General features: G+C 35.5%; 23 protein-coding genes and 1 riboswitch. Of the genes, 7 read left to right on the top strand and 16 right to left on the bottom strand.

The window, feature by feature from the left end:
- Positions 1–174: 174 nt before the first annotated feature.
- The 9 genes from KPL75_RS19425 to KPL75_RS19385 form a co-directional block, all read right to left on the bottom strand.
- Positions 175–6,021 (bottom strand): SpaA isopeptide-forming pilin-related protein, encoded by a 5,847-nt coding sequence (locus KPL75_RS19425; RefSeq protein ID WP_219917400.1) that lies wholly within the window; start codon positions 6,019–6,021, stop codon positions 175–177.
- Positions 6,022–6,081: 60 nt separating this feature from the next.
- Positions 6,082–6,174: riboswitch (cyclic di-GMP riboswitch) on the bottom strand.
- A gap of 170 nt (positions 6,175–6,344) precedes the next feature.
- Positions 6,345–6,881 carry a TetR/AcrR family transcriptional regulator gene (locus tag KPL75_RS19420; protein ID WP_219917399.1) on the bottom strand — a complete coding sequence of 179 codons (537 nt, stop codon included), beginning with the start codon at positions 6,879–6,881 and terminating at the stop codon, positions 6,345–6,347.
- A gap of 371 nt (positions 6,882–7,252) precedes the next feature.
- Positions 7,253–7,519, bottom strand: coding sequence for a CPCC family cysteine-rich protein (locus KPL75_RS19415; protein ID WP_002150054.1), 267 nt, complete (start codon positions 7,517–7,519; stop codon positions 7,253–7,255).
- Positions 7,516–7,953: a hypothetical protein gene (locus tag KPL75_RS19410; RefSeq protein ID WP_219917398.1), complete on the bottom strand. Its 438-nt coding sequence runs from the start codon at positions 7,951–7,953 to the stop codon at positions 7,516–7,518. Before KPL75_RS19410 ends, KPL75_RS19415 begins: the two co-directional genes overlap by 4 nt.
- 193 nt (positions 7,954–8,146) lie before the next feature.
- Complete coding sequence (locus tag KPL75_RS19405; RefSeq protein WP_219917397.1) at positions 8,147–8,800, bottom strand: DUF975 family protein; 654 nt, start codon at positions 8,798–8,800, stop codon at positions 8,147–8,149.
- A 229-nt stretch (positions 8,801–9,029) separates the two neighbouring features.
- Positions 9,030–10,469: a PH domain-containing protein gene (locus KPL75_RS19400; RefSeq protein ID WP_219917396.1), complete on the bottom strand. Its 1,440-nt coding sequence runs from the start codon at positions 10,467–10,469 to the stop codon at positions 9,030–9,032.
- Entirely contained in the window at positions 10,462–10,938 is a 477-nt protein-coding gene (locus tag KPL75_RS19395; protein WP_219917395.1) for a PH domain-containing protein, read from the bottom strand. Before KPL75_RS19395 ends, KPL75_RS19400 begins: the two co-directional genes overlap by 8 nt.
- Positions 10,939–11,017: 79 nt before the next feature.
- On the bottom strand, positions 11,018–11,185 hold the full coding sequence (locus tag KPL75_RS19390; RefSeq protein WP_171903096.1) for a hypothetical protein: 168 nt from the start codon (positions 11,183–11,185) through the stop codon (positions 11,018–11,020).
- Positions 11,186–11,187: 2 nt separating this feature from the next.
- A complete protein-coding gene (locus KPL75_RS19385; protein ID WP_219917394.1) occupies positions 11,188–11,769 on the bottom strand; it encodes a TetR/AcrR family transcriptional regulator in 582 nt (193 codons plus the stop codon).
- Positions 11,770–11,918: 149 nt separating this feature from the next.
- Here KPL75_RS19385 and KPL75_RS19380 point away from each other — a divergent pair, with 149 nt between their 5' ends.
- Complete coding sequence (locus tag KPL75_RS19380) at positions 11,919–12,062, top strand: YjcZ family sporulation protein (protein WP_219917393.1); 144 nt, start codon at positions 11,919–11,921, stop codon at positions 12,060–12,062.
- A gap of 92 nt (positions 12,063–12,154) precedes the next feature.
- Here the strand turns inward: KPL75_RS19380 and KPL75_RS19375 are convergent, their stop codons facing one another.
- From KPL75_RS19375 to ecsA, 6 genes are all read right to left on the bottom strand, one after another.
- Positions 12,155–12,856 (bottom strand): LutC/YkgG family protein, encoded by a 702-nt coding sequence (locus tag KPL75_RS19375; protein WP_219917392.1) that lies wholly within the window; start codon positions 12,854–12,856, stop codon positions 12,155–12,157.
- Positions 12,837–14,267, bottom strand: coding sequence for a LutB/LldF family L-lactate oxidation iron-sulfur protein (locus KPL75_RS19370; protein WP_219917391.1), 1,431 nt, complete (start codon positions 14,265–14,267; stop codon positions 12,837–12,839). Before KPL75_RS19370 ends, KPL75_RS19375 begins: the two co-directional genes overlap by 20 nt.
- A gap of 15 nt (positions 14,268–14,282) precedes the next feature.
- Entirely contained in the window at positions 14,283–15,008 is a 726-nt protein-coding gene (locus tag KPL75_RS19365; RefSeq protein WP_098322975.1) for a (Fe-S)-binding protein, read from the bottom strand.
- Positions 15,009–15,144: 136 nt separating this feature from the next.
- Positions 15,145–15,852 (bottom strand): ecs operon protein EcsC, encoded by a 708-nt coding sequence (ecsC, locus tag KPL75_RS19360; protein ID WP_219917390.1) that lies wholly within the window; start codon positions 15,850–15,852, stop codon positions 15,145–15,147.
- A gap of 13 nt (positions 15,853–15,865) precedes the next feature.
- Positions 15,866–17,077 carry an ABC transporter permease gene (locus tag KPL75_RS19355; RefSeq protein WP_219917389.1) on the bottom strand — a complete coding sequence of 404 codons (1,212 nt, stop codon included), beginning with the start codon at positions 17,075–17,077 and terminating at the stop codon, positions 15,866–15,868.
- Positions 17,070–17,813, bottom strand: a complete 744-nt coding sequence (gene ecsA, locus KPL75_RS19350) for an ABC transporter ATP-binding protein EcsA (RefSeq protein WP_219917388.1) — start codon at positions 17,811–17,813, stop codon at positions 17,070–17,072. The genes KPL75_RS19355 and ecsA overlap by 8 nt, the downstream gene beginning before the upstream one ends.
- A gap of 581 nt (positions 17,814–18,394) precedes the next feature.
- Here ecsA and KPL75_RS19345 point away from each other — a divergent pair.
- The 3 genes from KPL75_RS19345 to KPL75_RS19335 all read left to right on the top strand — a co-directional run bounded on the left by KPL75_RS19345 (position 18,395) and on the right by KPL75_RS19335 (position 20,256).
- Entirely contained in the window at positions 18,395–18,829 is a 435-nt protein-coding gene (locus KPL75_RS19345) for an HIT family protein (protein ID WP_001016832.1), read from the top strand.
- Between the two features lie 207 nt (positions 18,830–19,036).
- Entirely contained in the window at positions 19,037–19,399 is a 363-nt protein-coding gene (locus tag KPL75_RS19340) for a YtxH domain-containing protein (protein ID WP_002011120.1), read from the top strand.
- A 299-nt stretch (positions 19,400–19,698) separates the two neighbouring features.
- Entirely contained in the window at positions 19,699–20,256 is a 558-nt protein-coding gene (locus KPL75_RS19335) for an HTH-type transcriptional regulator Hpr (protein WP_219917387.1), read from the top strand.
- Between the two features lie 5 nt (positions 20,257–20,261).
- Here the strand turns inward: KPL75_RS19335 and KPL75_RS19330 are convergent, their stop codons facing one another.
- The gene (locus tag KPL75_RS19330) at positions 20,262–20,597 is read right to left on the bottom strand and encodes a DUF1878 family protein (protein ID WP_219917386.1); all 336 of its coding nucleotides are present in this window, start codon (positions 20,595–20,597) and stop codon (positions 20,262–20,264) included.
- A gap of 118 nt (positions 20,598–20,715) precedes the next feature.
- Between KPL75_RS19330 and KPL75_RS19325 the strand changes: the two genes are divergently transcribed.
- From KPL75_RS19325 to helD, 3 genes are all read left to right on the top strand, one after another.
- Positions 20,716–20,910, top strand: a complete 195-nt coding sequence (locus tag KPL75_RS19325; protein ID WP_000172692.1) for a hypothetical protein — start codon at positions 20,716–20,718, stop codon at positions 20,908–20,910.
- Positions 20,911–21,359: 449 nt separating this feature from the next.
- Positions 21,360–22,229 carry a peptidylprolyl isomerase PrsA gene (gene prsA / locus KPL75_RS19320; RefSeq protein ID WP_219917385.1) on the top strand — a complete coding sequence of 290 codons (870 nt, stop codon included), beginning with the start codon at positions 21,360–21,362 and terminating at the stop codon, positions 22,227–22,229.
- A 292-nt stretch (positions 22,230–22,521) separates the two neighbouring features.
- A complete protein-coding gene (gene helD, locus KPL75_RS19315; protein ID WP_219917384.1) occupies positions 22,522–24,852 on the top strand; it encodes an RNA polymerase recycling motor HelD in 2,331 nt (776 codons plus the stop codon).
- Positions 24,853–24,858: the final 6 nt, after the last annotated feature.

Here is a 24,858-nt window from a genome sequence, read left to right as displayed (position 1 = left end):
TTCCTTAACTTTTTCTTAAAACTTCAACCTTACATGTATTACGAAAGTTTTTTTGCAACAAAAAAGGTCTACTAATGTGTTTTTTATTTGCATCCAGTTCTTTTGCTAAATGCTTTTTTATGCCAAATAAAAAAAGGTATCCTCAAATACTTTGAGGATACCTTTTCACTTTCATTATCTCTGTTTTTTTCTACCTAATACAAGTAAGCCAAAACTCATCATTACAAGAAGTGCTCCCACATATGGTTCCACAGGCATTTTCTGCCCTGTCTTCGGCAATTCTTTTCCAGGCTTCTCTGGATCCGTTGTTTCCGGTTTTTCTGGATCCGTTGTTTCCGGTTTTTCTGGTTTCGGTGGTTCCGGTTTTTCTGGATCCATTGTTTCCGGTTTTTCTGGACCTGGTGGTGCTAAAGAAATCAATTTGTTTAATACTTCTAATTGAACTGAACTTATCATTCCTTTTGTAATTTCAAATGGAATTGGATTAGTTAATTTTTCATATCCTTTTGGTGCTTCTACTTCTACAAGTGTGTAGTTACCTACAGATAGATCTGAGGCTTTTGCTTTTCCTTCTTTATCTGTTGTTACTTTCGCTACTACTTTACCTGTATTATCATGAACTTCAAACACAGCTCCTGATAATACAGTCTTGCTTCCAGCAGCCACTTTTGTAATTTCTACTGAACCTTTGTCTAACTGCTCATTCTCCACTTTCAACGATAGGACTTCTGTCATACCTTTTTTAATTTCAAATGATACTGGTTCTGTTAATTTTTTGTAGCCTGGTAAGTTTTCTTTCTCTACTAATTTGTACTTTCCTACTGATAAATCTGAAATTGTTGCTTTTCCTTCTTTATCCGTCGTTACTTCAGTTACTACTTTGCCTGCTTGATCTTGTACTTCAAAGACTACGCCTTCTAATACTTTTTGGCTGTCTTTATCTACTTTTGTAATTTCTACTGAACCTTTGTCTACTAGTTCATTCTCTACTTTCACCGATAGGACTGTCGTCATACCTTTTGTAATTTCGAATGATACTGGTTCTGCTAATTTTTTGTAGCCTGGTAAGTTTTCTTTCTCTACTAATTTGTACTTACCTACAGATAAATCTGAGATTTTTGCTTTTCCTTCTTTATCTGTTTTTACTTCTTTCACTACTTTTCCTTGCTCATCTTGCACTTCAAAGACTACGCCTTCTAATGCTTTTTGGCTCTCTTTATCTACTTTTGTAATTTCTACTGAACCTTTATCTAAAAGTTCGTTCTCTACTTTCAATGATAAAACTTTCGTCATACCTTTTTTAATTTCGAACGATACTGGTTCTGTTAGTTTTTTGTAGCCTGGTAAGCCTGCTTTTTCTACTAATTTGTAATTTCCTACTGATAAGTCTGAGACTTTTGCTTTTCCGTCTTTATCTGTCGTTACTTCAGTTACTACTTTTCCTGCTTGATCTTGTACTTCAAAGACTACGCCTTCTAATACTTTTTGGCTGTCTTTATCTACTTTTGTAATTTCTACTGAACCTTTGTCTACTAGTTCATTCTCTACTTTCACCGATAGGACTGTCGTCATACCTTTTGTAATTTCGAATGATACTGGTTCTGCTAATTTTTTGTAGCCTGGTAAGTTTTCTTTCTCTACTAATTTGTACTTTCCTACTGATAAATCTGAAATTGTTGCTTTTCCTTCTTTATCCGTCGTTACTTCAGTTACTACTTTTCCTTGCTCATCTTGCACTTCGAAGACTACGCCTGCTAACGCTTTTTGGCTTTCTTTATCTACTTTTGTAATTTCTACTGAACCTTTATCTAATAATTCGTTCTCTACTTTTATTGATAAAACTTCTGTCATACCTTTTTTAATTTCGAATGATACTGGTTCTGTTAATTTTTTGTATCCTGGTAAGCTTTCTTTCTCTACTAACTTATATTTTCCTACGGATAAATCTGGAATCGTTACCTTTCCTTCTTCTCCCGTAGTTACTTTTGTTACTACTTTTCCTTTTTCATCTTGCACTTCAAAGGTTACGCCCGCTAATGCCGCGCCACTTTCTTTGTCCACTTTTGTAATTTCTACTGAACCTTTGTCTAACTGCTCATTCTCCACTTTCATTGATAAGACTTTCGTCATACCTTTTTTGATTTCGAATGATACTGGTTCTGTTAATTTTTTGTAGCCTGGTAAGCTTTCTTTCTCTACTAATTTATACTTTCCTACTGATAAGTCAGTAACATTTGCTTTACCTTCTTTATCTGTTTTTACTTCTGTTACTACTTTGCCTGCTTCATCTTGTACTTCGAAGACTACGCCTGCTAATGCTTTTTGGCTGTCTTTATCTACTTTTATAATTTCTACATTTCCCTTGTCTAACATTTCGTTTTCTACTGTTAAAGCAAGAGATTTTGTCATGCCTTTTTCAATTTTGAAAGTAATAGGATCTACTAATTGCTTATATCCTTTTGGTGCTTGTACCTCTACCAACTTGTATGTTCCAACTGATAAATTAGTAACTTGTGCGTGTCCTTTTTTATCTGTCGCCATTTTAGCAACTACTTGTCCTGCTTCATCTTGAATCTCAAATACCGCATCAGCTAAAGCATCTTTATTTTCTTTGTTTACTTTTGTAATTTCTACATTTCCTGTATCCACTAATTCGTTTTCGACAGTTAATTGTAATGCTGTTACTCTACCTTTTTCAATTTCAAATGAAATTGGTTTTTCTAGCGGTTTGTATCCTGCTGGTGTTTCTACTTCTACCAGCTCATATTTCCCAATAGATAAATCTGAAACGTTTGCTTTTCCATCTTTATCCGTTTTTACTTTAGTAACTACTTTCCCTTTTGAATCACGTACTTCAAATACAACACCTTCTAATGGTGCTTTACTATCTTTGTCTATCTTTGTTATTTCTACATTACCTGTATCTACCATTTCGTTTTTTACAGTGAATGTTAAAGACTTCGTCATACCTTTTTTAATTTCAAATGATACTGGTTTTTCTAGTTTTTTATAACCTGGTAAACTTTCTACCTCTACTAATTCATACTTTCCTACAGGTAAATCTGAAACATTTGCTTTTCCATCTTTATCTGTCGTTACTTTTTTCACCTCATTGCCCTTTTCATCTTGGACAACAAACGTTACTCCCGCTAACGGTGCCTTATTATCTTTATCTATCTTTGTGATCTCTACATTTCCCGTATCTACCATTTCATTTTCTATTTTTAATGATAGGACCTCAGTCATACCTTTTTTAATTTCAAACGATAATGGCTCTGTTAGTTTCTTATAACCTGGTAAACTTTCTTTCTCTACTAATTTGTACTTTCCTACTAATAAATCAGAGATTTTTGCTTTACCATCTTTATCTGTTTTTACTTCCTTTACTACTGTTCCAGCTTCATCTTGCACTTCGAAAACTACACCTTCTAATGCTTTTTGGCTGTCTTTATCTACTTTTGTAATTTCTACTGCACCTTTGTCTAACTGCTCATTTTCTACTTTCAATGATAAGACTTCTGTCATACCTTTTTTAATTTCGAATGATACTGGCTCTGTTAGTTTTTTGTAACCTGGTAAGCTTTCCGTCTCTACTAATTTGTATTTTCCTACTGATAAGTCTGAGACATGCGCTTTTCCATCTTTATCTGTCGTTACTTTTTTCACCACTTTGCCTTTTTCATCTTGCACTTCGAAGACTACGCCTGCTAATGCTTTTTGGCTGTCTTTATCTACTTTTGTAATTTCTACTGAACCTTTGTCTAACTGCTCATTCTCTACTTTCAATGATAGGACTGTCGTCATACCTTTTGTAATCTCAAATGATACTGGTTCTGTTAGTTTCTTGTAACCTGGTAAGCTTTTCGTCTCTACTAATTTGTACTTTCCTACTGATAGATCTGAAACGTTTGCTTTTCCATCTTTATCCGTTGTTACTTTTCTTACTACTTCACTTTTCTCATTTTGGACTTCAAATTCGACACCCGCTAATACTGCACCGTTTTCTTTGTCCATTTTTGTAATTTCTACATTACCCTTGTCTACCATTGTATTTTCTACTTTTATTGGGAATCTGCCGTCCCCTGTTACATTTACTTCGAACTCTTTTTCTTTTAATTGGTATCCTTCAGGCGCTTTCGTTTCTTTTAAAATATATTTTCCTGGTGCTAACGGTTTAGAGATTGCCTTACCATCTTTATCTGTAACAATATGTTCAACTACTACACCGTCTTTTACTATATCAAACTCTGCATTTGCTAATGGTTTTTCACCATTTTCCGAATCAATTTTCTTTAATTCAATTTGACCCTTTTGCATAGTATTTTTAATTTCAATTGTTTTTGTTTCTCCAGCTTGAAGTGTAACTTCTAATGGACTTTTTAATTTTTGATATCCTTCTGGTGCTACTGTTTCATAAACTTTATACGTCCCAGGAGCTAAAGTTTGAGGTACCGAAAAACCGTTTTCGTCCGTTTTCAGTACTGCAACAACCTTATCCGCACTATTTCGAACTTCAAATTCTGCACCTGTTAACCCTTTATTCGGATTCTCAGCATCTATTTTATGAATAGCTACTGTACCGTCTTTTGGAGGTTCAGGCGGCGTAACCGTTACTTCATTCGATGTTAATTTATTATCATCATAATGTAACTCTGCTTTATTAGGAATCTTCTTATCTACGTAAGAAGATAAGTCTGCATCAGCTTTAATTTTCGCCTTAATATTCAAGTTAATTATCTGGTCTTCATATGACTTATAGTCAAAACTCTCACCGAACGTAAATGTTACTTCACTTTTTTGTTTATCTATCGTTAGTGTTCCTTTAGAAGTAATATCTTGGCCATTTTGATCATATACTTTTGCCTCTAATACTTCTAAAACATCTTCTAAATCATCACTAATTACCATTGATGTATACTTAGGCGGATCTTTCGGTATATGCGTACCAACTTGGTATTGAATAGGTTGATCCATTTGTGTTAACTGCTGATTCTCTACAAGCTTACCATTCTCATCAACTATATTTTTTTCAATACTAGGTGGATTATCGTCACCTGAACCGGTTCCTCCCCCACCACTTACGAATACTTGTCCTACTTTTTCTTCAGTTTCAATATTTTTACCTTCTAATTTCACTGTATTTTTATGAGGCTTTGCAGCGGGATTTGTAATCTTTGTTTTATATCTTAAAATATAACCTTTTGAACTGTCTGGAAATTCAATTGTAAATCCAGTTTTCGCTGCATTGATTTTAATTTCAGATAAATCTGCTGGCTTAATATTTGTTGCTGCATAACCATCTTCAAATACAGCCTCTTCTAATACTACGCTGTCTGTAATTAACTCATGCCCAGGTCCTAATGTGTCTGTTAATTTAAGATCTTGCATTTCTGTTCCAGTTGCATTTACATATACAAGCCAATCAGCAATAGACGGATCTTCTTGATTATAAGAACCCCATTTCAATAGATTATCTGTATTGGGCTGTGGCTTCGGTCTCTCTGTCGTATTATTTACACTTACTTCTTTATTTACGATTTGACCATCAACGTTAAATTCTAATGGGATTTTTTTGACACCATCATATGCTTCTAGACCAAAGTAGAATTCTACAAATAAAGAACCTTTAACGTTATTCTTTCCTTCTACATAATCACCCATAGTACACGTTAATAGACCCTTTTTCATCTCACATGTACCAACTGTTTTTCCTTCAGCATCTTTTAAAGGAAAACTCATATTCATAAGGTCTTTTCTAAATTCTTTTGGCATATCAATTGTGAATTGATCTCCAGCTTTTATTTGCTCTTTAGCTGACCACTTCACTTCTACTTTCATACCGTCTGAGGCCTGATATGGTTCAGATGTTGTGCCATCAGTACGGGAAATATTAATCTCGTCCACTGGATTTTTTATCACAGCGGCTTGAATAACTGGAGCCCATACATTCAGCACTGAAAATAATACTAGAAAAACTAATGAAACCATTGAAATGTGCCTTTTAGTACTTTTCTTTTGCATAATTTCCTCCTGATTTTTTATATTTATATAACAAAAAAAGACCGTCTGGTTGCATCAAAAATGTGCAACCAGACGATCTTAGTAACCAATAAATATTACCGTAGACTCTAAGCTTTGCGGCCTATCCTTTCGAATAGTGTGCTAAAAATATTTTTTATTCTTTTTTTGTTTCATTTTCCTCTTAAACCAAATATTACTATACCGTCTGGACGGTTATAATTCAACACCCTATAAAATTGTTCTATTATTCTAATAAAAAAATAATTCACCATCGGATTAAATAGCCAACGGTGAATTATTTTATATTATATAGTTTGTATATTCTATTTATAAGAAGATTTAACAAGAGCTCGAATCACTTTTTCTCTTAATTCGGGGCTTAGTCTTCCAACCCCTAAACATTCCGAATACCATAACCCATCTGCTGCTAATCTAATAATTGTTGCACAAACTGAATCCATTTCATCATTTTCTATATTATTTTGCAGTTGCTGAAATGATTGTTGTAACGGTTCAAGTAGTTCAGGTTTTAGCATTAATGCTGCCATCATACTACTAGACAACTCTTCTGTTCTTCTCTCATTACTTAATCTTTCCTCTACAAAAGAGCGCACCCATCTGCCTTTCCTCTCTGGGTCTTCCTCTACTTTATTGTGAATAGCCCCCTCATAATCCACTACGCCTTTAAGTATCATACCTTCTATTAAAGCTTCTTTATTTGAAAAATGATACAACAGTCCACCTTTACTTACACCCGCTTCTTTTGCTACTGCTTCTAAAGTTAACTTAGCTACTCCTTTAAATTGAACAATTTGAGAAGCGGCGGCTAAAATTTTTTGCCGTGTTATGCTTATACTCATTCCTTTTTAAAACCCCATTTCTACTAAAATTATATAAATGCGTATCTTATTTTTAATATTGTTGAGGACTACTAAGTATTTTCTTTATACAACAAAGGCTTCACTACCTTTAAATTGTTAGTTGCTTCTTCTATTAAAAATTTCCATATCACAATATGATAACATCAAATACACAACGTTGACTATACATCTATACTTTTATATTCATTCCTAATATATCCATGAATAGGATTTACTAGTTTAGCTTTTCCTATTATTTTATCATCTTTATTGATTTTCCTTATTAGACAACTGTAATTCTTTCAGTACTAAATAAAAAATGTTATTCCTCCTGTTGAATGGAGTAATAACATTTTTTATTTATAAGCTGCTTAACAAATTTGCTTCCAACTAACATCCTTCACATCTTCACTAGTCGGCTTTCTAACTAATCCCACACAACATTCCTCGCAAGCGCCAAACGCAATGAAATTTTTCTGTGCTTGTCTTAGCGAAGCTTCATTTGCCCCACCTTCATAGTCATGATCGTTAAACTGAACCTCATCATCTTCCCAATAACATATACTGCAAATTTCATATGTACCTGGCGATTCTTCTTCTAATGTTTTATATCCGCAACATGGACACGTGTATTTCATTTTCCCATTCCATTACTAACTTGTTTTTTCTCACATATATCCCGACCCACAAAGAATGTAACAGCGCAAATCATAGTTATTCCCATGAAAAAAGTACTACGATTTTCATATGCAGTTGGAATCCCTACCGTTACGAAAACAATACTAAAAGCTAAAAGTAGATATAATAATAAAGATGTAATATAGCTTAGTTTAAATCGTAAAATGATACCTCTAAACAATAGCTCACCAAGAAGACATCCACCTAAAATGATAGGTACTCCGAAATACAATGTAAGGACTCCCATTTGCGCAGTAGATTGAATTACCTTTCCAAGTATGGTCGGCGAAGTCATCTCATTAGTTTTTCCCATCCTATCATATAAATCAAGTACCGTTACTGAAATAAAGAAACTTAATACAGAAAAGGAATACGGAATTAAAAATTTACTCAATCTCATTCACCTCACTTTTTTCTTCCATATATATTATTCATTATTTCCTATCATTTTTATATAAAAAAATAACCCTCTATGATAAAACATAGAGGGAAGAGTTTTGAAGTGAACCCCAAAAACAGAATACATATCAAAACATCTAAACCATCCGCTCCCTATATTCTTTAGGGGAGGTGGTTTAGATGCTTTATTAGAAAGTAGTACCTTCTGTTTTATAATATTCTTTTGAAATCTCTTCATAAAATGCTGCCGATGTCGAGTAGAAATAAGGTGCTAACCATAAAAAACCGATTCCTACAGTAAGAATACTTAAAATGAACCAGCCAAGGAAACTTAAGCATAGTAAAAAGTAATCCATTTTATGCCCGTTCATCATACGGCGACTTTCGGTAATTGCTTGATTCGCTGTATATTCTGGATGATCATTCAAAATAAAATACGTCATAGAATAAGAAAATGATTTAATAATACCCGGAATAATAAGAAGTAATGTCCATAGAATTACGTATACATACATTAGTAAATATGTTAAAAATGCCTTCATAAACTTACTTCCATCGCTAAACCATCTAAATAAATGACCGATACTAGCATTAGTCCCACGAATTACATTTAAAACAAGGTAATAGGCACCCGTTGTTAACGGGCCGATAATAAGCATTGCAATAATACTTACTGCAAGCGAATCACTTGCTTCTTGCCAACCCCAAAACATTGAGAAAACACCTGTGGTTAGAAGTTCAACAGCTCCAATAAGGATTCCAAGTAATAAGGTTGCCCCTACCGCTAATCCCCATTTTCCTTTTAATGCATCAAGTGCTTCTCTTTTCAACTGACTTATCATATATAACCTCCTAATACTATTTCTATTTTAGTATACCATTTATATCAAAAATTCCACAAAATTTCTAGAAATAGAAGCGTACTACCTTTTTTCTAATACATATTAATAAATGTGCACTGTAGTTGTACGAATATATGGATTAAACTAAAGAAAACCTAGTCCGATTACAAGCTACTTATTTCTCTATAACAAAGAAGCCTGCCTTTCATAATAGGCAAGCCTTTTCAAGTTAATCCCCACATATTCTCTTCTTATACCAATCCTGCATTCTCTCTGCATCTTCTACTCTTATATGCTCTAGTTTATAATTCGATGATGCACTAGAAAACTTGTAAGTACATAAACCCGCTCGGCGCTGGAAATATGACTGTGTCTTTTCAATTGATTGGACGTGTCTTCTTCTTACAAGCCCTGTATATTTTCCAACACTACGATATACAATTGTAATTTGCTCTCCATTTACACTGTAACCATTTGTTTTAAATGTTGCGTATCCAAGTGTAAAGATAAGGATAGCGAGCGGTAATAAAGCCCACATAATGAAATACTTTTCAAAGTATATGCTTATTCCTGTAATCGGAATTGCCAGCATAGCAAAGAGTAAAAAACTATCTATTAAATAACGGCGCAATGCTGCTTTTGGTAATGAAATAATGTTTGTATTCAGTTCGTATGGTAATTGTAAATGTACAAGTAAATCTTGCACACGATCCTTTCGAATAATCGGATGCAGTGTAACTTTGTCCTTCTCTTCTCCCATTCCCTTACTTTGAATGACTTCTACTTGTACAGCACAATAACCGAACATCTGACGTAAAATACCTTCTTTTATCGTAATACCTTGAATACGGTGTAACTTTAGTACAAGCTCTTTCCTTTCAAGCAAACCTTGAGAAATACGCACTTCATCATTTTTTCGATTCACCGTGAAATTCCCATGTTTTAATGCGTAGCCAATTGTAGATATAATCCAAGAAAGGACAAGTAAAATAGCTACCATATAAATCCAACCATATATATCATGGTCCATAACATAAGACTCTACTCTATGTTTGATCCATTTCGGAATATACTCATCTACTTGATGATACACAAAAAATATTAAGGAAAATAATAATCCAAATTGACCAGATGTAACAGATGCTAATAAAATTTCTTTCAAAGTTAATTTGTACTCTGTCGCTTGCTTTTCCTCTGTGATGACTTCTTTTTCTACTACTTCGTCTAACGTTTCTTCTGCTTTCACTTCTGGAGTTGGCTCATTTAGTAAGGAAATAAGCTCCTTCGCCTCATCTTCCGTAATACCAGCTAGGCTTACTTCTGCATCATCGCCTCCGCCAGCTGTTTCGATTTGAATTTTCTTTAAACCGAGCATTTGATATAACACGTTAGAACTTGTATTAATCGTTTGAACACGTTCTTTATTTAAGTAGCTCTCCTTCTTCACAAAGAGCCCTTGTTTAACATGTAATACGTTATTTTCAACCCAATATGTTGTGTAATACCATTTCTCAAATGCTGAAAAGACGGTGAGTAAACCGAATCCAGCGGGAATTAAATACCAAAATGGAAACTTTCCATTTAAACTAAACATGAAAATAAGTAATGGTATAAAGTCTGTTATTTTTAATTCTAATAACATCGTAATGGGATGCTGCCTCTTATACATCCTCATCACTCACTTTCGCTAATTCTGCGATTCTCGTTTTTAACATTTCCGCTTCATACATCGTTAAGCCTGGAATACTATGAGAAGTTGCCGCTGTTGAAATATGTAATTCTGCTAATCCATGTTTTCTCATAATTGGCCCTTGTTCAATCGTTACGTGCTGTACACGAATCATCGGTACTAATACGCGCTTTACAACGAAAAGACCGTGCTGAATTTCAAGTTCTTCTTCATTTAGTTGGTAGCTATAATAACGCTGACGAAGTTTTGGGAATACGAAGTACTCAAATGGTGCAAGTGCAACTGTTAACCCGATCAGCACATACAAAATCCACGCCCACCAGTCAAACTTTATCATGAGGAAAAGGTATACTAGGATGACGAGAATACCTATCCCTTCTTCAATTACAGCACGAATTTTCCACACCTTAACCATGTCAGGATGAATTTCATTTTTCAATGGATCCATGTAACCACTCCAAATCTATTAATCTAATATATGAATACTCTCAAGTTTTATTTTACATAACTTTACAGAAAATTGAAATTCAATTATCTTTCTTCTCAGGAATAAAATATCCGAACCAAAGTAACCACACGAAACCGATTAATGCAAACCAACCTTTATCCGCTTGAAAAGCTTCAATCATACCTGGGATTTTATACACTCCCACAAATCCAAGAAAACCAAGCCACCAGTTTTTTTGCATTTTCATCTTTAGTCCTCCTTCATTACGTTTTTCACATTTCGAATCCAAATTTCTTTATACTTTAACTGGAATCCTATTAATATGTAATTACTCATATTATCAATAACGAGCGCTAACGTATGCGCGTTTTCTTCTGTTCCATTTTCTGACACAACACCAAGTTCCACACCTTGCTTCAATAAATCGTGGAATCCATTTAAGAAATTTTCTTGTATTTCAAATAAGCGCTTCTGATACTTTTCATTTCGCGTCGCACTTACGATGAATTCATTTATAACGCGTAATATACCTTCTTGACCTCTATACTCCGACAACATATGTAAACCATCTGCAATTAATTTTTCTGCAAAGTTTTCTTTCGTATATTGGTCTTTATCGAAGTAACCCACGAATTGATATCCAGAAAAAATTTCTTCAAATAAAAAATCAATTAATGCTTCTTTAGATGGAAAATGATAATAAATAGCTGGCTTTGATATGCCAACTTCTTTTGCAATCATTGAAAGACTCATCTTCTCGATGCCGTGCTCTGCCATTAATTTAAATGATGCCTCTACAATGTTCTGCGATGTTTGTAAATTCTTTGTCATACTGTACCTCACTCATTTTTACTTACCGGTCGGTAAATAAATTGTAAAATAAAAAGGAACGATTTGCAAGTTAATTAGAGTTTTAAAAGGAACTTCTTGATGCATCTAGAAAAGTATAAACAATATATAGCAATAAGGAGGACATTCATATGGGATTTGGCGGTAAAGGTGGTAGCGGCGGCGGTGAAGCTGGACAAGATGGTAAGGGCGTTAGTAGCGGCTATATATTACTCATTGTGCTCTTTATCATATTAGTCATAGTTGGAGTCAGCTACAGTGGACTTGGTCTTTAACTTTCACAAGGGTACGCAAAATAGAAAGCACTGGCCGTTAATACAGCCAGTGCTTTCTATTTTCAGCATTCTTATACATCATGTGTGTTTCATTATTGATCATCCACAATAATATACGCTGTCCGGATCGGCCCATGTACACCTACGACAAGGTTCATTTCAATATCCGCGCTATTTGATGGACCAGAAACGAAGTTCACACAAGCCGGCAGGTTTTCTCCCGCTTTACTTTGATCATGAATCAGTTTTGTAGCTTGGGTTAACCTTGGTACGATCGTACTTTTAGGAACGATTGCAATATATGACTCTGGAAGCAAACTAACATGCCTTCCTTTTAACCCGTCATTAAAAAGCACAACGGTTCCCGATTCTGCCAGGGTCATATCGCTGAACGTAATACCAAGGTCAGCAGCTTTCGCAAATGCTATGTCCTCTTCTTTATCATCTAATCCCCATGCACGAAAATGTGTTGTGCCTTCATTGTTGAAAAGTGGAGTAAGACCATACTCGTTAAAGCGCTCATCATTCGCATACATAGCAGATTTGATATTCCAATCTGTTATAAAAGACCCCAATGTTTCAACAAGATTTTCCTTTGTTGTTCGCTTCACTTCTGTATGAATTACTTCACAGTGCTCCATTAACTGTAATACAAGTTCGTCTTGCGAAAGTCCGTCAAAAACATTCCACTGCGGGGAAACAGACCAGTTTGGTTTTTTCACTGCCTCTGGACGTTTCCTACCAAGCTTTTCTGATAATTGGAGTAAAAATTCCTCACGATTTTGGATTGCCATCATCGTTCTCCTTTACGTGTTTTTCAAACCACTCTCGAAACGGTTGTTTTTTCGGAACTGGAAAATCTCTCGCATCCGTCCAAGCTTTTAACGGCCCAATGCCGCGCTCGATCTTATCTCCTTTTGCAAGAGGTTTTAATGCATACGGAGCGCTCTTCGCTGCAAAAGAAAATAGTCTAGGACTCTTCACCGCTTTTTCAAAACCTTTCATAGCCACGTTCCAAGCTACGGGTGATTGTTTTTCTTCTACAATGCGGCTGCGATGTTTAATTAATAAGTCGTGTAACGGGATTTTCACTGGACACGCTTCTGTACAAGCACCACAAAGGCTAGATGCATAAGGTAAATCCTTATATTCATCATATCCCCCTAAAAGCGGTGTCAACACAGCTCCAATTGGTCCTGGATAAATAGAGCCATATGCATGTCCACCAATATGCCTGTATACAGGACACACATTAATGCATGCCGCGCAACGAATGCACTGAAGGACACTTTGGAATTCTGTTCCTACAATATCAGAACGGCCATTATCAACAATGACTAAATGAAATTCCTCAGGTCCATCTGTCCCGCCCGGCTCAGTTAACCCTGTAATATAACTTGTTAACTTTTGTCCTACAGAACTTCGGCATAGCAGTGTTACTAAAACATCAAGCTCTTCCCACGTCGGAACGATACGTTCCATCCCCATAACTGTAATTAACGTTTTCGGAAGTGTCGTCGTAAGTCTTGCATTTCCTTCGTTTGCTACGATAGAAATTGACCCAGACTCTGCAACAGCAAAGTTACATCCAGTCACCCCTATATCCGCTGCAAAAAAATCATCACGTAAATAATCTCTTACAAACCTCGCCATTTCCGTAGGGTCAGATGTTCCAGTGTAATTTAACTTTGTTTTAAATATTTCACAAATGTGTTCTTTATCTTTGTGAAGACACGGAACAACAATATGCGAGGGAGGATCGTGGTCGTTCACTTGTAGAATAAATTCAGCAAGATCTGTTTCTAACACTTCCGCTCCAGCTTCTTCAATCGCTTCGTTTAAACTAATCTCTTCCGTTACCATAGATTTTGATTTCACAATTTTTTTCGCATTTTTCTTTTTTACAATCTCTTTTACATATTCCCTTGCATCTTCTGCAGTCTTTGCAAAATAAACAAAACCACCGTTTTTCTCAATATTTTCACTCAGCTCATATAAATAATAATCAAGGTTTTCTAATGTATGCTTTCGAATTTCTTCTCCTAAAGCTCGCCATTCCTCCCAATTCCCAAGACTCTCAGTAGCTTTTAATTTCTTGATTCTAAGACCATCTTGCGCTTTCCTGACAGCCTGTCGCATAAATTGATCTCCAATGCCTGTTTCAGTACGCTTATGAAAGGGATCGTTCCCAATTTTCATTCCCATCTCTATATCCCCCTCTTATTTTCGATCTTCATTTAATACTTGAGCAATATGTTTTACATCAATTGGATAACCATTACGTGTTAAACGTCCTTTTATATTCATTAAGCAGCTACAATCCATCCCAATTAACAATTCCGCACCGGTTTCCATAATATGCTTTACTTTTTCCTCAACCATTTGCTCAGATATTTCTGGCATTTTCACTGAGAATGTCCCTCCAAATCCGCAGCAATCATAATTATGCGGCAGTGAAACAACTTCCAGTCCCTTTACACATTTTAATAATTTTTGCGGCGGTTCCTTAATCCCCATTAATCGGCTCATATGACAAGATGTATGAACAGTTGCTTTTTTATGAAGCTCCGCACCTAAGTCTTCTTTTCCTAATACTTCAACAAGAAATTGTGTGAATTCATATGTTTTATTTCCAAGTTCAGTAGCTTTTTTCTTCCACTCTGCTTCACTTTCAGAAAATAAGCTAGAAAACTCGTGAACCATCATAGCGCAAGACCCCGATGGTGCCACAACATATTCTGAACTAGCAAAGGCTTCAATCATATGTTTTGCAGCTGTTTTTGTTTCTTTCACATACCCGCTATTATAAGCAGGTTGTCCGCAGCAAGTTTGAGTTTTTGGAAAATCAACTTCACACCCTAAATCTTCAAGAATTTCCACAACATCTTTCCCTACTTCTGGATAAAAAACATCTGCAACACAAGTAATAAATATTGATACTTTCATATTTTGCACCCCTAAATACAGTAAAGTAAGCTCAAGTAACTTTATTTGTATATTATTGGTAAAAAAATAAAAAATATGAATAAAAATAAAAAAAGCATCCTAAATGTGTAATTTAGGATGCTTTTTTTAACGCAAATTAATTTCTATTCAGCAATCGCATACGATAACAATTCATCGTCACTTCCCCAAGCCTTTGCAGTAATTGATAGTTCGCATACGCGCCGACCGGGGCACCGATGATCGGGACGAGCTGCAGCATTTTCGCTAAATCAATATAGTCTCGGTACTCTGTTTGGAACTTTTCCCAGTCCATATGATTTTCTTCTTCTGTATCCCACGTTTCGATTGCTTTCCATACTTCTTTTCGGTGATCATCACTCGAAAAAGCAAGTTGGAAAACGTGAAGGATAAAAAGGCGCTCTTCTTTTTTACTCGTATCGAATCCGTACAATGTTGCTGCATCGAATAAAAATTTTATTTTAATGGTAAGTAGAAGCGGAAAATCAGCAAGACCGAGGAGAATACCACCTGCTCCCGTTCCAGCCCCTTCTGCCGCTGCGACTTTTTTGTACTCATCCATTTTTTTACGTACTTCATCATCTCGTCTTTGCAGTGACCAGTTCGTTTCTTTTAGCTTCGGTTTTATGAAGTTTGATCCAGCACTAATTGTTTGCACCATCATCCGAATCGTTTCTGTTAGTACCTTTTGCACTTTCGCGGGCACTAGTTGTTGCACTTTCGTCTGCACTTTTTTAGAGAACCGTGTCATCATAGAAGAATCCTTCATGAATGTAGCTTTCCACTGCTCCAATTCTTTTATAACCTTCTCTTCATATGTAATCATAGGTTCATTCCTTTCAGTTTAAACGCTCAATGCGTTTCGCACCGTATTGATAAACGAAACCAATACTAAATAATATGCTTACTACAAATAAAATGCCGGTCATGATGAAATCTTTCGTCGCAAGTGCAAATATAACTGTAAACACAACGCTACCGATGATGAGAATCGCATTTAATAAAGTAAGAAAATCTTTCTTCTTCTCATCTCCCCCTACTGGATATAAATCAAGCCAAATTTTCATGCGGTGATGTTTCCAAAGGGTTAATAGCTGATAGCCGATTAAGTATAAGAAAATAAGACTTACGATAAAGCGTCCATATAAAAATGGGATGAAGTAAAGAATAATCCCGCCAAGAGCGAGCAGGCGCACATATAATCCGAAATAGTTACCTGACCTTAAAAATGTTCTCGTATATAAGTATAAATATGTACGTTTCTCACCAATCATCGAAAGAACGAAATCAAGCCATTTTCGGCGTGATACTCTCTCTTTTAACGCTGGTACATCAACGAACATATTCGCAATGCGGTACAGCAGCATCATTTTTTTACCTTCTTCAGAAATTAAATACTCCCAGTTCAGTGGCTTTCCCTTCACCTTTTGATACATAACAGCAAGGTATAGAACCATTAAAAAGACAATTACACCAGTAAAAATGACTGAAGTACGTTCTACAAGGAAATACACAAATAAGCCGTTTAAAATAAAACGAATGAACCAATCGGCTCTTTGAACGCTTTGATCTGTTAAAAATGATTTTTCCCACGCTACAAATAAATTCCACGCCTTTACAATGACAAACGCGATTACAAGCCATATGTACGCCGCTCCTGTTTGTTTCATTTGCTGGAAATATAACGGGGCAAGCGCAGCTGCTACCATTGCGATTATGTATAACTGAATCATAAACGTAAAGAGAAATGCCTTTGTAAAGTAAGGCTTTAACTTTTCTTCAACTGGCAGTAAATAAACGAGGTCTGCTTCTTTTAATAACGTTTGGATTGATCCAGCTGTTAATACAAGGCCCAGTAAGACTGCCATAACAATCGCTGTCGGGAACGAAGGTGTTAACGTTTGTAACCATTGCTGGTAATAATACGCTCCTGCACCGATGATAAATACGAAAATAAATTTCAAATGATCATTAAATACGTATTTACTATATGTACGAACTTCTTTTAGAAAGTGCCGAAATCGTTCTTTCCATAACGCTGTGCTATTCATAATCTTCTTCCTTTGTTAATGCAATATAAATATCATCTAACGTTGCACCAGGCATATTAAATCCGGATTGAAGTTCTGATAATGTTCCCATCGCTCTCACTTCACCTTGATGCAAAATAATGAATGAATCACAATAGCGCTCTGCCGTCGCTAAAATATGTGTGCTCATTAAGATGCCCGCACCGCTCTTTTTCATTTGATCCATCATTTGAAGGAGTGATTGAATCGCTAACGGATCAAGCCCAACGAAAGGTTCGTCCACAATGTAAAGTGATGGTTCAACTAAAAATGCACTCATAATCATCACTTTTTGTTTCATCCCTTTTGAGAAATGAGACGGAAACCATTTCAAACGATTTTTCATGCGAAACTCTTGTAATAATTGTCCTACGCGTTCTTCATATTGTTTTTCATCTACACCGTACGCCATCGCTGTTAATTTTAAATGCTCTTCTAACGTTAACTCATCATATAATACTGGCGTTTCTGGAATGAAGGAGAAACTAGAACGGTACGCTGTCATATCATCACGAATTGTTTTTCCGTTAATTGTGACAGTTCCTTTTTTCGGCTCCATTAAACCGATGATATGTTTAATTGTCGTACTTTTACCAGCTCCATTTAAACCGATTAAGCCGACAAGTTCGCCTTTATTAACAGAGAACGAAACATTTTGCAGTACAGGTCGTTTCGTATATCCTCCTGTAACACTTTCTACACGCAATAACTCGCTCATACGACACCACTTTCTTCATTTATATTCATTCTCTTTTGTAAGAAATGTATATATTCATCTTACCAAAAATCATGGTGCACTACATAGTATCGATGTCTTTTAAAAAAAATTTAAATTTCTTGGCATATATTTTTACGAAAGCGGACATCATAATTAGTGAAGAAGGAACACATTGAAAAAGCAACCACCAATTGATGAGTACAACAACATAGTGAAGTCATCATGAAATGGGGTGTCCAAGTTGGACAATGAAATTTACACATAACCAGATAATTTGTTTCATTTTCGAAACGGGGTGTCTCCGAAAGAGCATATACTGTTTTAAAAAATAAACAATTTCATTTTAAAAAAAGATTGCAATTCATTTCACTTGAAAATGGGGTGTCTACGGCAGAAACTTTAGCCGATTTACCGTGCATTTCTTATATAAATGAGGTGTCTGCGAACCGTAAATTATAAAAAATGCTTTTTCAATCCCTCTTCAGAAAACAGGAAGCTGAGTCAGCTTCCTGTTTTTCGTGTTTGTTCTCCTATGTAATTATGGTAAAATACGGCTAAGGCTATTTGAAAGGATGAGATCGATGAATCATACAGCGGACAATTGTATTTTTTGTAAAATCATTGATGGGCAAATCCCTTGCTCAAAAGTATACGAAGATGAACATGTACTCGCATTTTTAGATATTAGTCAAGTAACAAAAGGACATACTCTTGTTATTCCGAAAGTACACAAACAAGACATTTTTGCGTTAACGCCAGAAATCGCATCACATATTTTTGCTGTCGTTCCAAAAATCGCAAATGCAATGAAAGCAGAATTTAATCCAGTTGGTTTCAACTTGCTTAACAATAACGGCGAGAAAGCTGGACAAACTGTATTCCACTTCCACCTTCATTTAATTCCACGCTACGGTGAAAACGATGGTTTCGGTGCTGTTTGGAAATCACACCAAAATGAATATACAATGGAAAATTTACAAAACATCGCAAGTACAATTGCAAATAGTGTGAAATAGTGCCACTATAATAAGAAGTAATACATAACAAGCCGATTCCTCTGGCATTTATTGTATGGCTTGTTTCTTCACAAAAAATGCCGGGGTATGTTTTTTTGTGCATAGCATGTACAAGAGAGAAAAGCTCGCTTTTCTTCCCCTTGTCTTAAAGATATGCACACTTTTATACATCATGAATACGAACAAAAAATAAGGAGGTTTCCTTTTATGTCAAAAGCTAAATCCTTTATTACAGGTGTACTTTGCGGCGGAGCAGTTGCTGGTCTAGCCGTTCTTTTCTCAACTCCTTCTTCTGGTAAAGCTATGCGTGGTAAGCTGAAAGAAAAAGGGACTGATATTAAAAAGACATTAGCTGATATTACAGCTGATACAAAGTTATTAAAGCGTCAAATCGTTGAAACTGCTTCAGAAGGTAAAGAAGTATTCCAAGAACTAAAAGACGATATGCATGACACTCTTTCTAACTGGAAACAAGATATTTCTCAAAACAAACGACATATTGAAAAAGAAATTTTAGACATTCAAAAGTCAATTGAGAAACTACAAGAAGCCGTTCCAGAAAAAGCGTAAACATATTCCTGCTTAGTTTTTTGCATATAACAAATATTTTTCATAAGAATTGACCTCAACACGGCATATCACATAGATATGCCGTGTTTTTATGCATTTACAATATATGTTATCCCTTAACATGTAAAGACAACACATGTATTCTTGACTCATAAAACGCTTCCATAGATATGCATGATTTGTATAGAATGTTATTTTTCCGAAAAATTTTCACAATTCTCACAAAAAGACTTTATTAATTTTTATTTTACTGGCATAATAGATAATAATGAAAAAAGAATGTTAAAGTGGGTGAGTAAATGAAAAGTGGAGAAAAAGATTACTCGGTAAAAGAAGCGATGATTTTCAGCCAACGTATTGCTCAATTATCAAAAGCGTTATGGAAATGCGTAGAGAAAGATTGGCAACAATGGATTAAACCTTATGATTTAAACATTAACGAGCATCATATTTTATCAATCGCTTATCATTTAAAAGGGGCTTCTATTTCTGAAATTGCTAAGTTTGGAGTTATGCACGTATCAACGGCGTTTAACTTCTCTAAAAAGTTAGAAGAACGCGGCTATCTTGTATTCTCTAAAAAAGAAGATGATAAACGAAATACGTACATTGAAATTACAGACAAAGGGGAAGAATTACTACTTCGCTTAATGGAGGAGTATGACCCTGAAAATAATTCTGTTTTTAATGGGGCACTTGAACTTCGTAATTTTTACGGTAAGTTCCCAGAAAATATCGAACTTATTGCGATCCTTCGCAATATTTACGGACAGGACTTCATCGATATTTTTGAGAAATCATTAGAGAATATTGAGGAGAACTTTACGGAGACCGATCAAAAATTAGTTAAGAAATAATCTATTTATCCTTTCGCAATCATGCGTAAGAATTCATTCATAAGTGGCACAAATAAACCCTGTTTTGCTAGCGCTTCCGCAGTTTCGTTTACTTCGAGCTGATGTGGAAGCGCTTTTTCAAATTGATCTAACAGCGCATCAAACAATAGAAGGCCTTCTGCTTTCTCCACTACATATTGTTCGTTCAGCTTTTCACAAAGTTTTAGTATACGTTCAATGTCTTTTTTACGAGCTTTTTTCTTTATGATTAAAGAATAAAATGGACACTTTTCTTCATCAATCATTTTAAATAGTAGGTCTACGTAATATTCAGCTTGTTCTAGTCTTCTTACAACGTCCATTTTCTCCCTCGCTTCCTAACACAAAGTCTTCTATTTCTGAATTTTGTAACACGAACAAAATATCGTATGATACAATATATAAAGTATATGTATTTTAGCCAAAAGGAGGTCTCGCCTCATGACTCTTATAACCGTTGTTTTTGTTGCATTCGCACTTCTTGTTATATTTTACACGAATTTCATGACACATACACTGTGTGAGCGAAAACAAATATCTGCGAGCCGCCAGCCCGGTGTCTTTCGAGTTATTAATGTATGTATTACCATTCTATTAATTTCTAGTTATATAGAAATTATATTCCATGGAAAGTGAGGAAGGAAAGCCCCTTCCTCATTTTTTTCCTCTATAAGCAAATTATACCTACTATAACCAATAAAATAAACAGTACAAGTAATAAAATAAGTTGAGAATTCATCCCCCATCCCCTCCTCTTTTCTATATATGCGACATACGCCCAATATGGTACCCTTTCAAAATCTGACACAAACTGGTTAAAATTTCTTTATCAATAGGAAAACCCGTCGAAATATGATATATTAAATTTTGTACATATTGCTTATACTATGAAATAAACGACACGCATCTAAACTTTATCCTAAAGCCTAGGTAAGCCCTGTTAAGCGTGCTTTTACATATAAAAAAAAGCAAAGACATCAGTGAGACTTAATCAGGTTCTTATGAACGAAAATAACCTATCATAAGGCGTTTCTTCATTTGTACGGGATAAATTAAAAATACATAATAGTAGGAGTGTTTATTGAATGAAGAAAGCTATGCTTGCCTTAGCCGCAACAAGTGTAATCGCATTATCAGCATGTGGAACATCATCATCAGACAAAATTGTTACATCTAAAGCTGGTGACATCACTAAAGAAGAGTTCTACAATCAAATGAAGACACAAGCTGGTAAACAAGTACTAAATAACATGGTTATGGAAAAAGTACTTATTAAAAACTACAAAGTCGATGAAAAAGAAGTAGACAAAAAGTTCGATGAAATGAAAAAGCAAGTCGGTGACCAATTCGATACACTAATGAAACAACAAGGTCTTAAAGAAGAAACAGTCAAAAATGGTGTTCGCGCTTCATTAGCTCAAGAACAAGCAATTGAAAAATCGATCACTGATAAAGACTTAAAAGCAAAATATGAAAACTATAAGCAAGAAATTAAAGCAAGCCATATTCTTGTAAAAGATGAAGAGACTGCCAAAAAAGTGAAAGAAGAACTTGCACAAGGTAAATCTTTCGAAGAGTTAGCGAAAAAGTACTCTGAAGATCCAGGTTCAAAAGAAAAAGGTGGCGACTTAGGATTCTTCGGACCAGATAAAATGGTTAAAGAATTCGATGAAGCTGCTCGTAAGCTGAAAAAAGACGAAGTAAGTGAACCAGTAAAAACACAGCATGGTTACCATATCATTAAAGTAACTGATACTCATGCTGACAAAACTTTCGATCAAGCAAAAGCTGACATCAAAAAAGAAGTAGTTCAAGAAAAAACACAAGACGCTCAATTTATGAACGATCTTATGATGAAAGAAATCAAAAAAGCTGACGTAAAAGTTGACGATAAAGATTTGAAAGATCTTTTCGAAGAACCAAAAGCTGACGATAAAAAAGACGCAAAGAAATAATGAAGTGAAAAAAGCTTGGGATATCCCAAGCTTTTTTATTTTGTAGTAGTTTTTTGCCGATAAATCGATATACTCCTCCACCTTACTCCATTCAACACAAAAAACCTCGATTCCATCACACACGGAACCAAGGTTTATCTCATTATCATTGATTAAATTAAAAAACTATGTTAAATTAGTACAGAAACGCATTCTTAAAAAACAAGAGAATGTATTTATCCGTATCTTAATTTTACACCAAAACACATCTTCAGTCAACCTCTATTTTTCACTTTTAAAGGAGTGCTTACGTATGAACAAAAAACTTGATCAAGAGCAAAAACGATTGGATAGCGTAATAGAAACTATTACGGAGCAAATTGATAAACTGGAAAGTGACACTGGCAGACGCCGGGCAGAAGTAATCAACATTCGTAAACACTTCTGGGATGATGTAAAAGTTAACACTGATACTTTTGACGATTATCTTGAAACAGTTATCAACTTAAGACAACAAGCTCAGTCACTAGCCGTAACACAAATCACCCATAAGCACACCTTTAATCGACTTGCCGCACTACGCCGTATGCATAAAGCACCTTACTTCGGACGAATCGATTTCAAAGAAGAAGGAGAATCTGGCGCAGAGCAAATTTATATCGGCGTTGCTACACTTACCGATGCAAGCGGAGAAAATTTTCTTATATACGATTGGCGCGCACCAATTTCAAGTGTTTACTACGATTATCCACCAGGACCGGCTGAGTACAGCACACCGGGAGGCGTAATCCGAGGCAATGTGGAGAAGAAATTACAATATATTATTCAAAATGGCGAGATTGATTCTATGTTCGATACGAGCCTCACAATTGGAGATGAAATCCTGCAACAAGCGCTCGGAAAAGGAACAAACAAACATATGCAAAGTATTGTTGCTACGATTCAGCGCGAGCAAAATGAAATTATCCGTCACGATGAAGGGCGACTACTTATCGTTCAAGGAGCTGCTGGTAGTGGTAAAACGTCAGCTGCCCTGCAACGAATCGCCTATTTACTATATAAATATCGCGAATGGCTAAAAGCAGATCAAATTATTCTCTTCTCCCCTAACTCGATGTTCAATAGTTACGTATCTAACGTACTACCTGAACTCGGCGAAGAAAATATGCAGCAAGTCACATTCCAAGAATATTTAAACCATAGACTAAGTAAGTCATTTGATGTTGAGGATCCTTATGAGCAATTAGAATATATGCTAACTGAAACGAATAGCGCAAATTATAAAACTAGAAATACAAGCATTCGATTTAAAGCATCTACTCAATTTTTTGAGATGATTAGAGCGTACAGACAATCTCTTGAATCTTCAGGCATGCTATTTAGAGGAATGAAATTTAGAGGGAAACTGATTGCCTCTGCTAAAGAAATCACAGAGCAATTTTATAATACTGATTCCTCCCTCCGGTTCCATAATCGAATTGAGAAGTTAACGGATTGGCTAAACAAACAAATAGACGCAATTGAAAAAGCAGAACTGAAAAAGCCTTGGGTAGAAGAAGAAATTGAATTACTTAGTAAAGATGAATATCAAAAAGCTTATAAATATTTACAGAAAAAAGGCGATTTTGACGACAATTCCTTTAATGATTATGAACAAGAAACGAAAGTACTCGGACGTATGATTGTCCGCAAAAAATTGAAGCCGCTTCGTAAAGGCGTTCAAACATTGCGTTTCATCAATTTTACAGGCATATATAAACAACTCTTCACAGATGCATCATGGGTTACTGGGAAAAAACCGAAAGAATGGGATGATATTTGCTCATTAACAGTAAACATGCTAGATGAAGGAAAGCTATATTACGAGGATGCGACTCCATTTTTACTTTTAAAAGAATTAATTGAAGGCTTCCAAACGAACAGGTCCATTAAACATATACTCGTAGACGAAGCACAAGATTATTCTCCATTTCAATTCGAGTTTTTAAAACGCCTCTTCCCTGCCGCAAAAATGACGGTACTCGGCGACTTTAACCAAGCGATATTCGCTCATGCAAGTGAAACAGTGAATTTCAATACACTTACTAGCTTATACGGACCAGATGAAACGAACGGCATTAACTTAACTCGTAGCTATCGCTCAACAAAACCGATTATTGAATTTACACGGGATCTCGTACCTGAAGGAAAGAACATTCACGCATTTGAACGTGACGGCGAGAAACCTACAGTGACTAAAGTTTCTGATTACAGCGAACTGCATAATTGTATTACTTCCAAAGTTGCTGAACTACAAGAACAACAGCACAATACGATCGCAATTATATGTAAATCTGCAGCTGAAAGCGCCGCTGCCTACGAAGCACTCAGTCATATCGAGAATATAAAACTCGTGAAAAGTAACTCAGCCGAATATGAGCAAGGCATTGTTGTTATCCCTGCTTATTTGGCGAAAGGTATCGAATTTGACGCTGTTATTATTTACAATGCCTCTCAAGATGTGTACAGTGATGCAAGCCTTCGTAGATTGTTCTACACTGCTTGTACGCGCGCAATGCATGAGTTACAGCTTTATAGCGTTGGTGAGGTTAGTCCTTTTGTACTTGGGGCTGATACGGAGAGTTTTGAACTTATTACACCTTGATATTAA

The organism is Bacillus sp. NP247, from assembly GCF_018966865.1.
Lineage (GTDB): Bacteria > Bacillota > Bacilli > Bacillales > Bacillaceae_G > Bacillus_A.
This window is presented reverse-complemented; position numbering and strand designations above follow the sequence as displayed.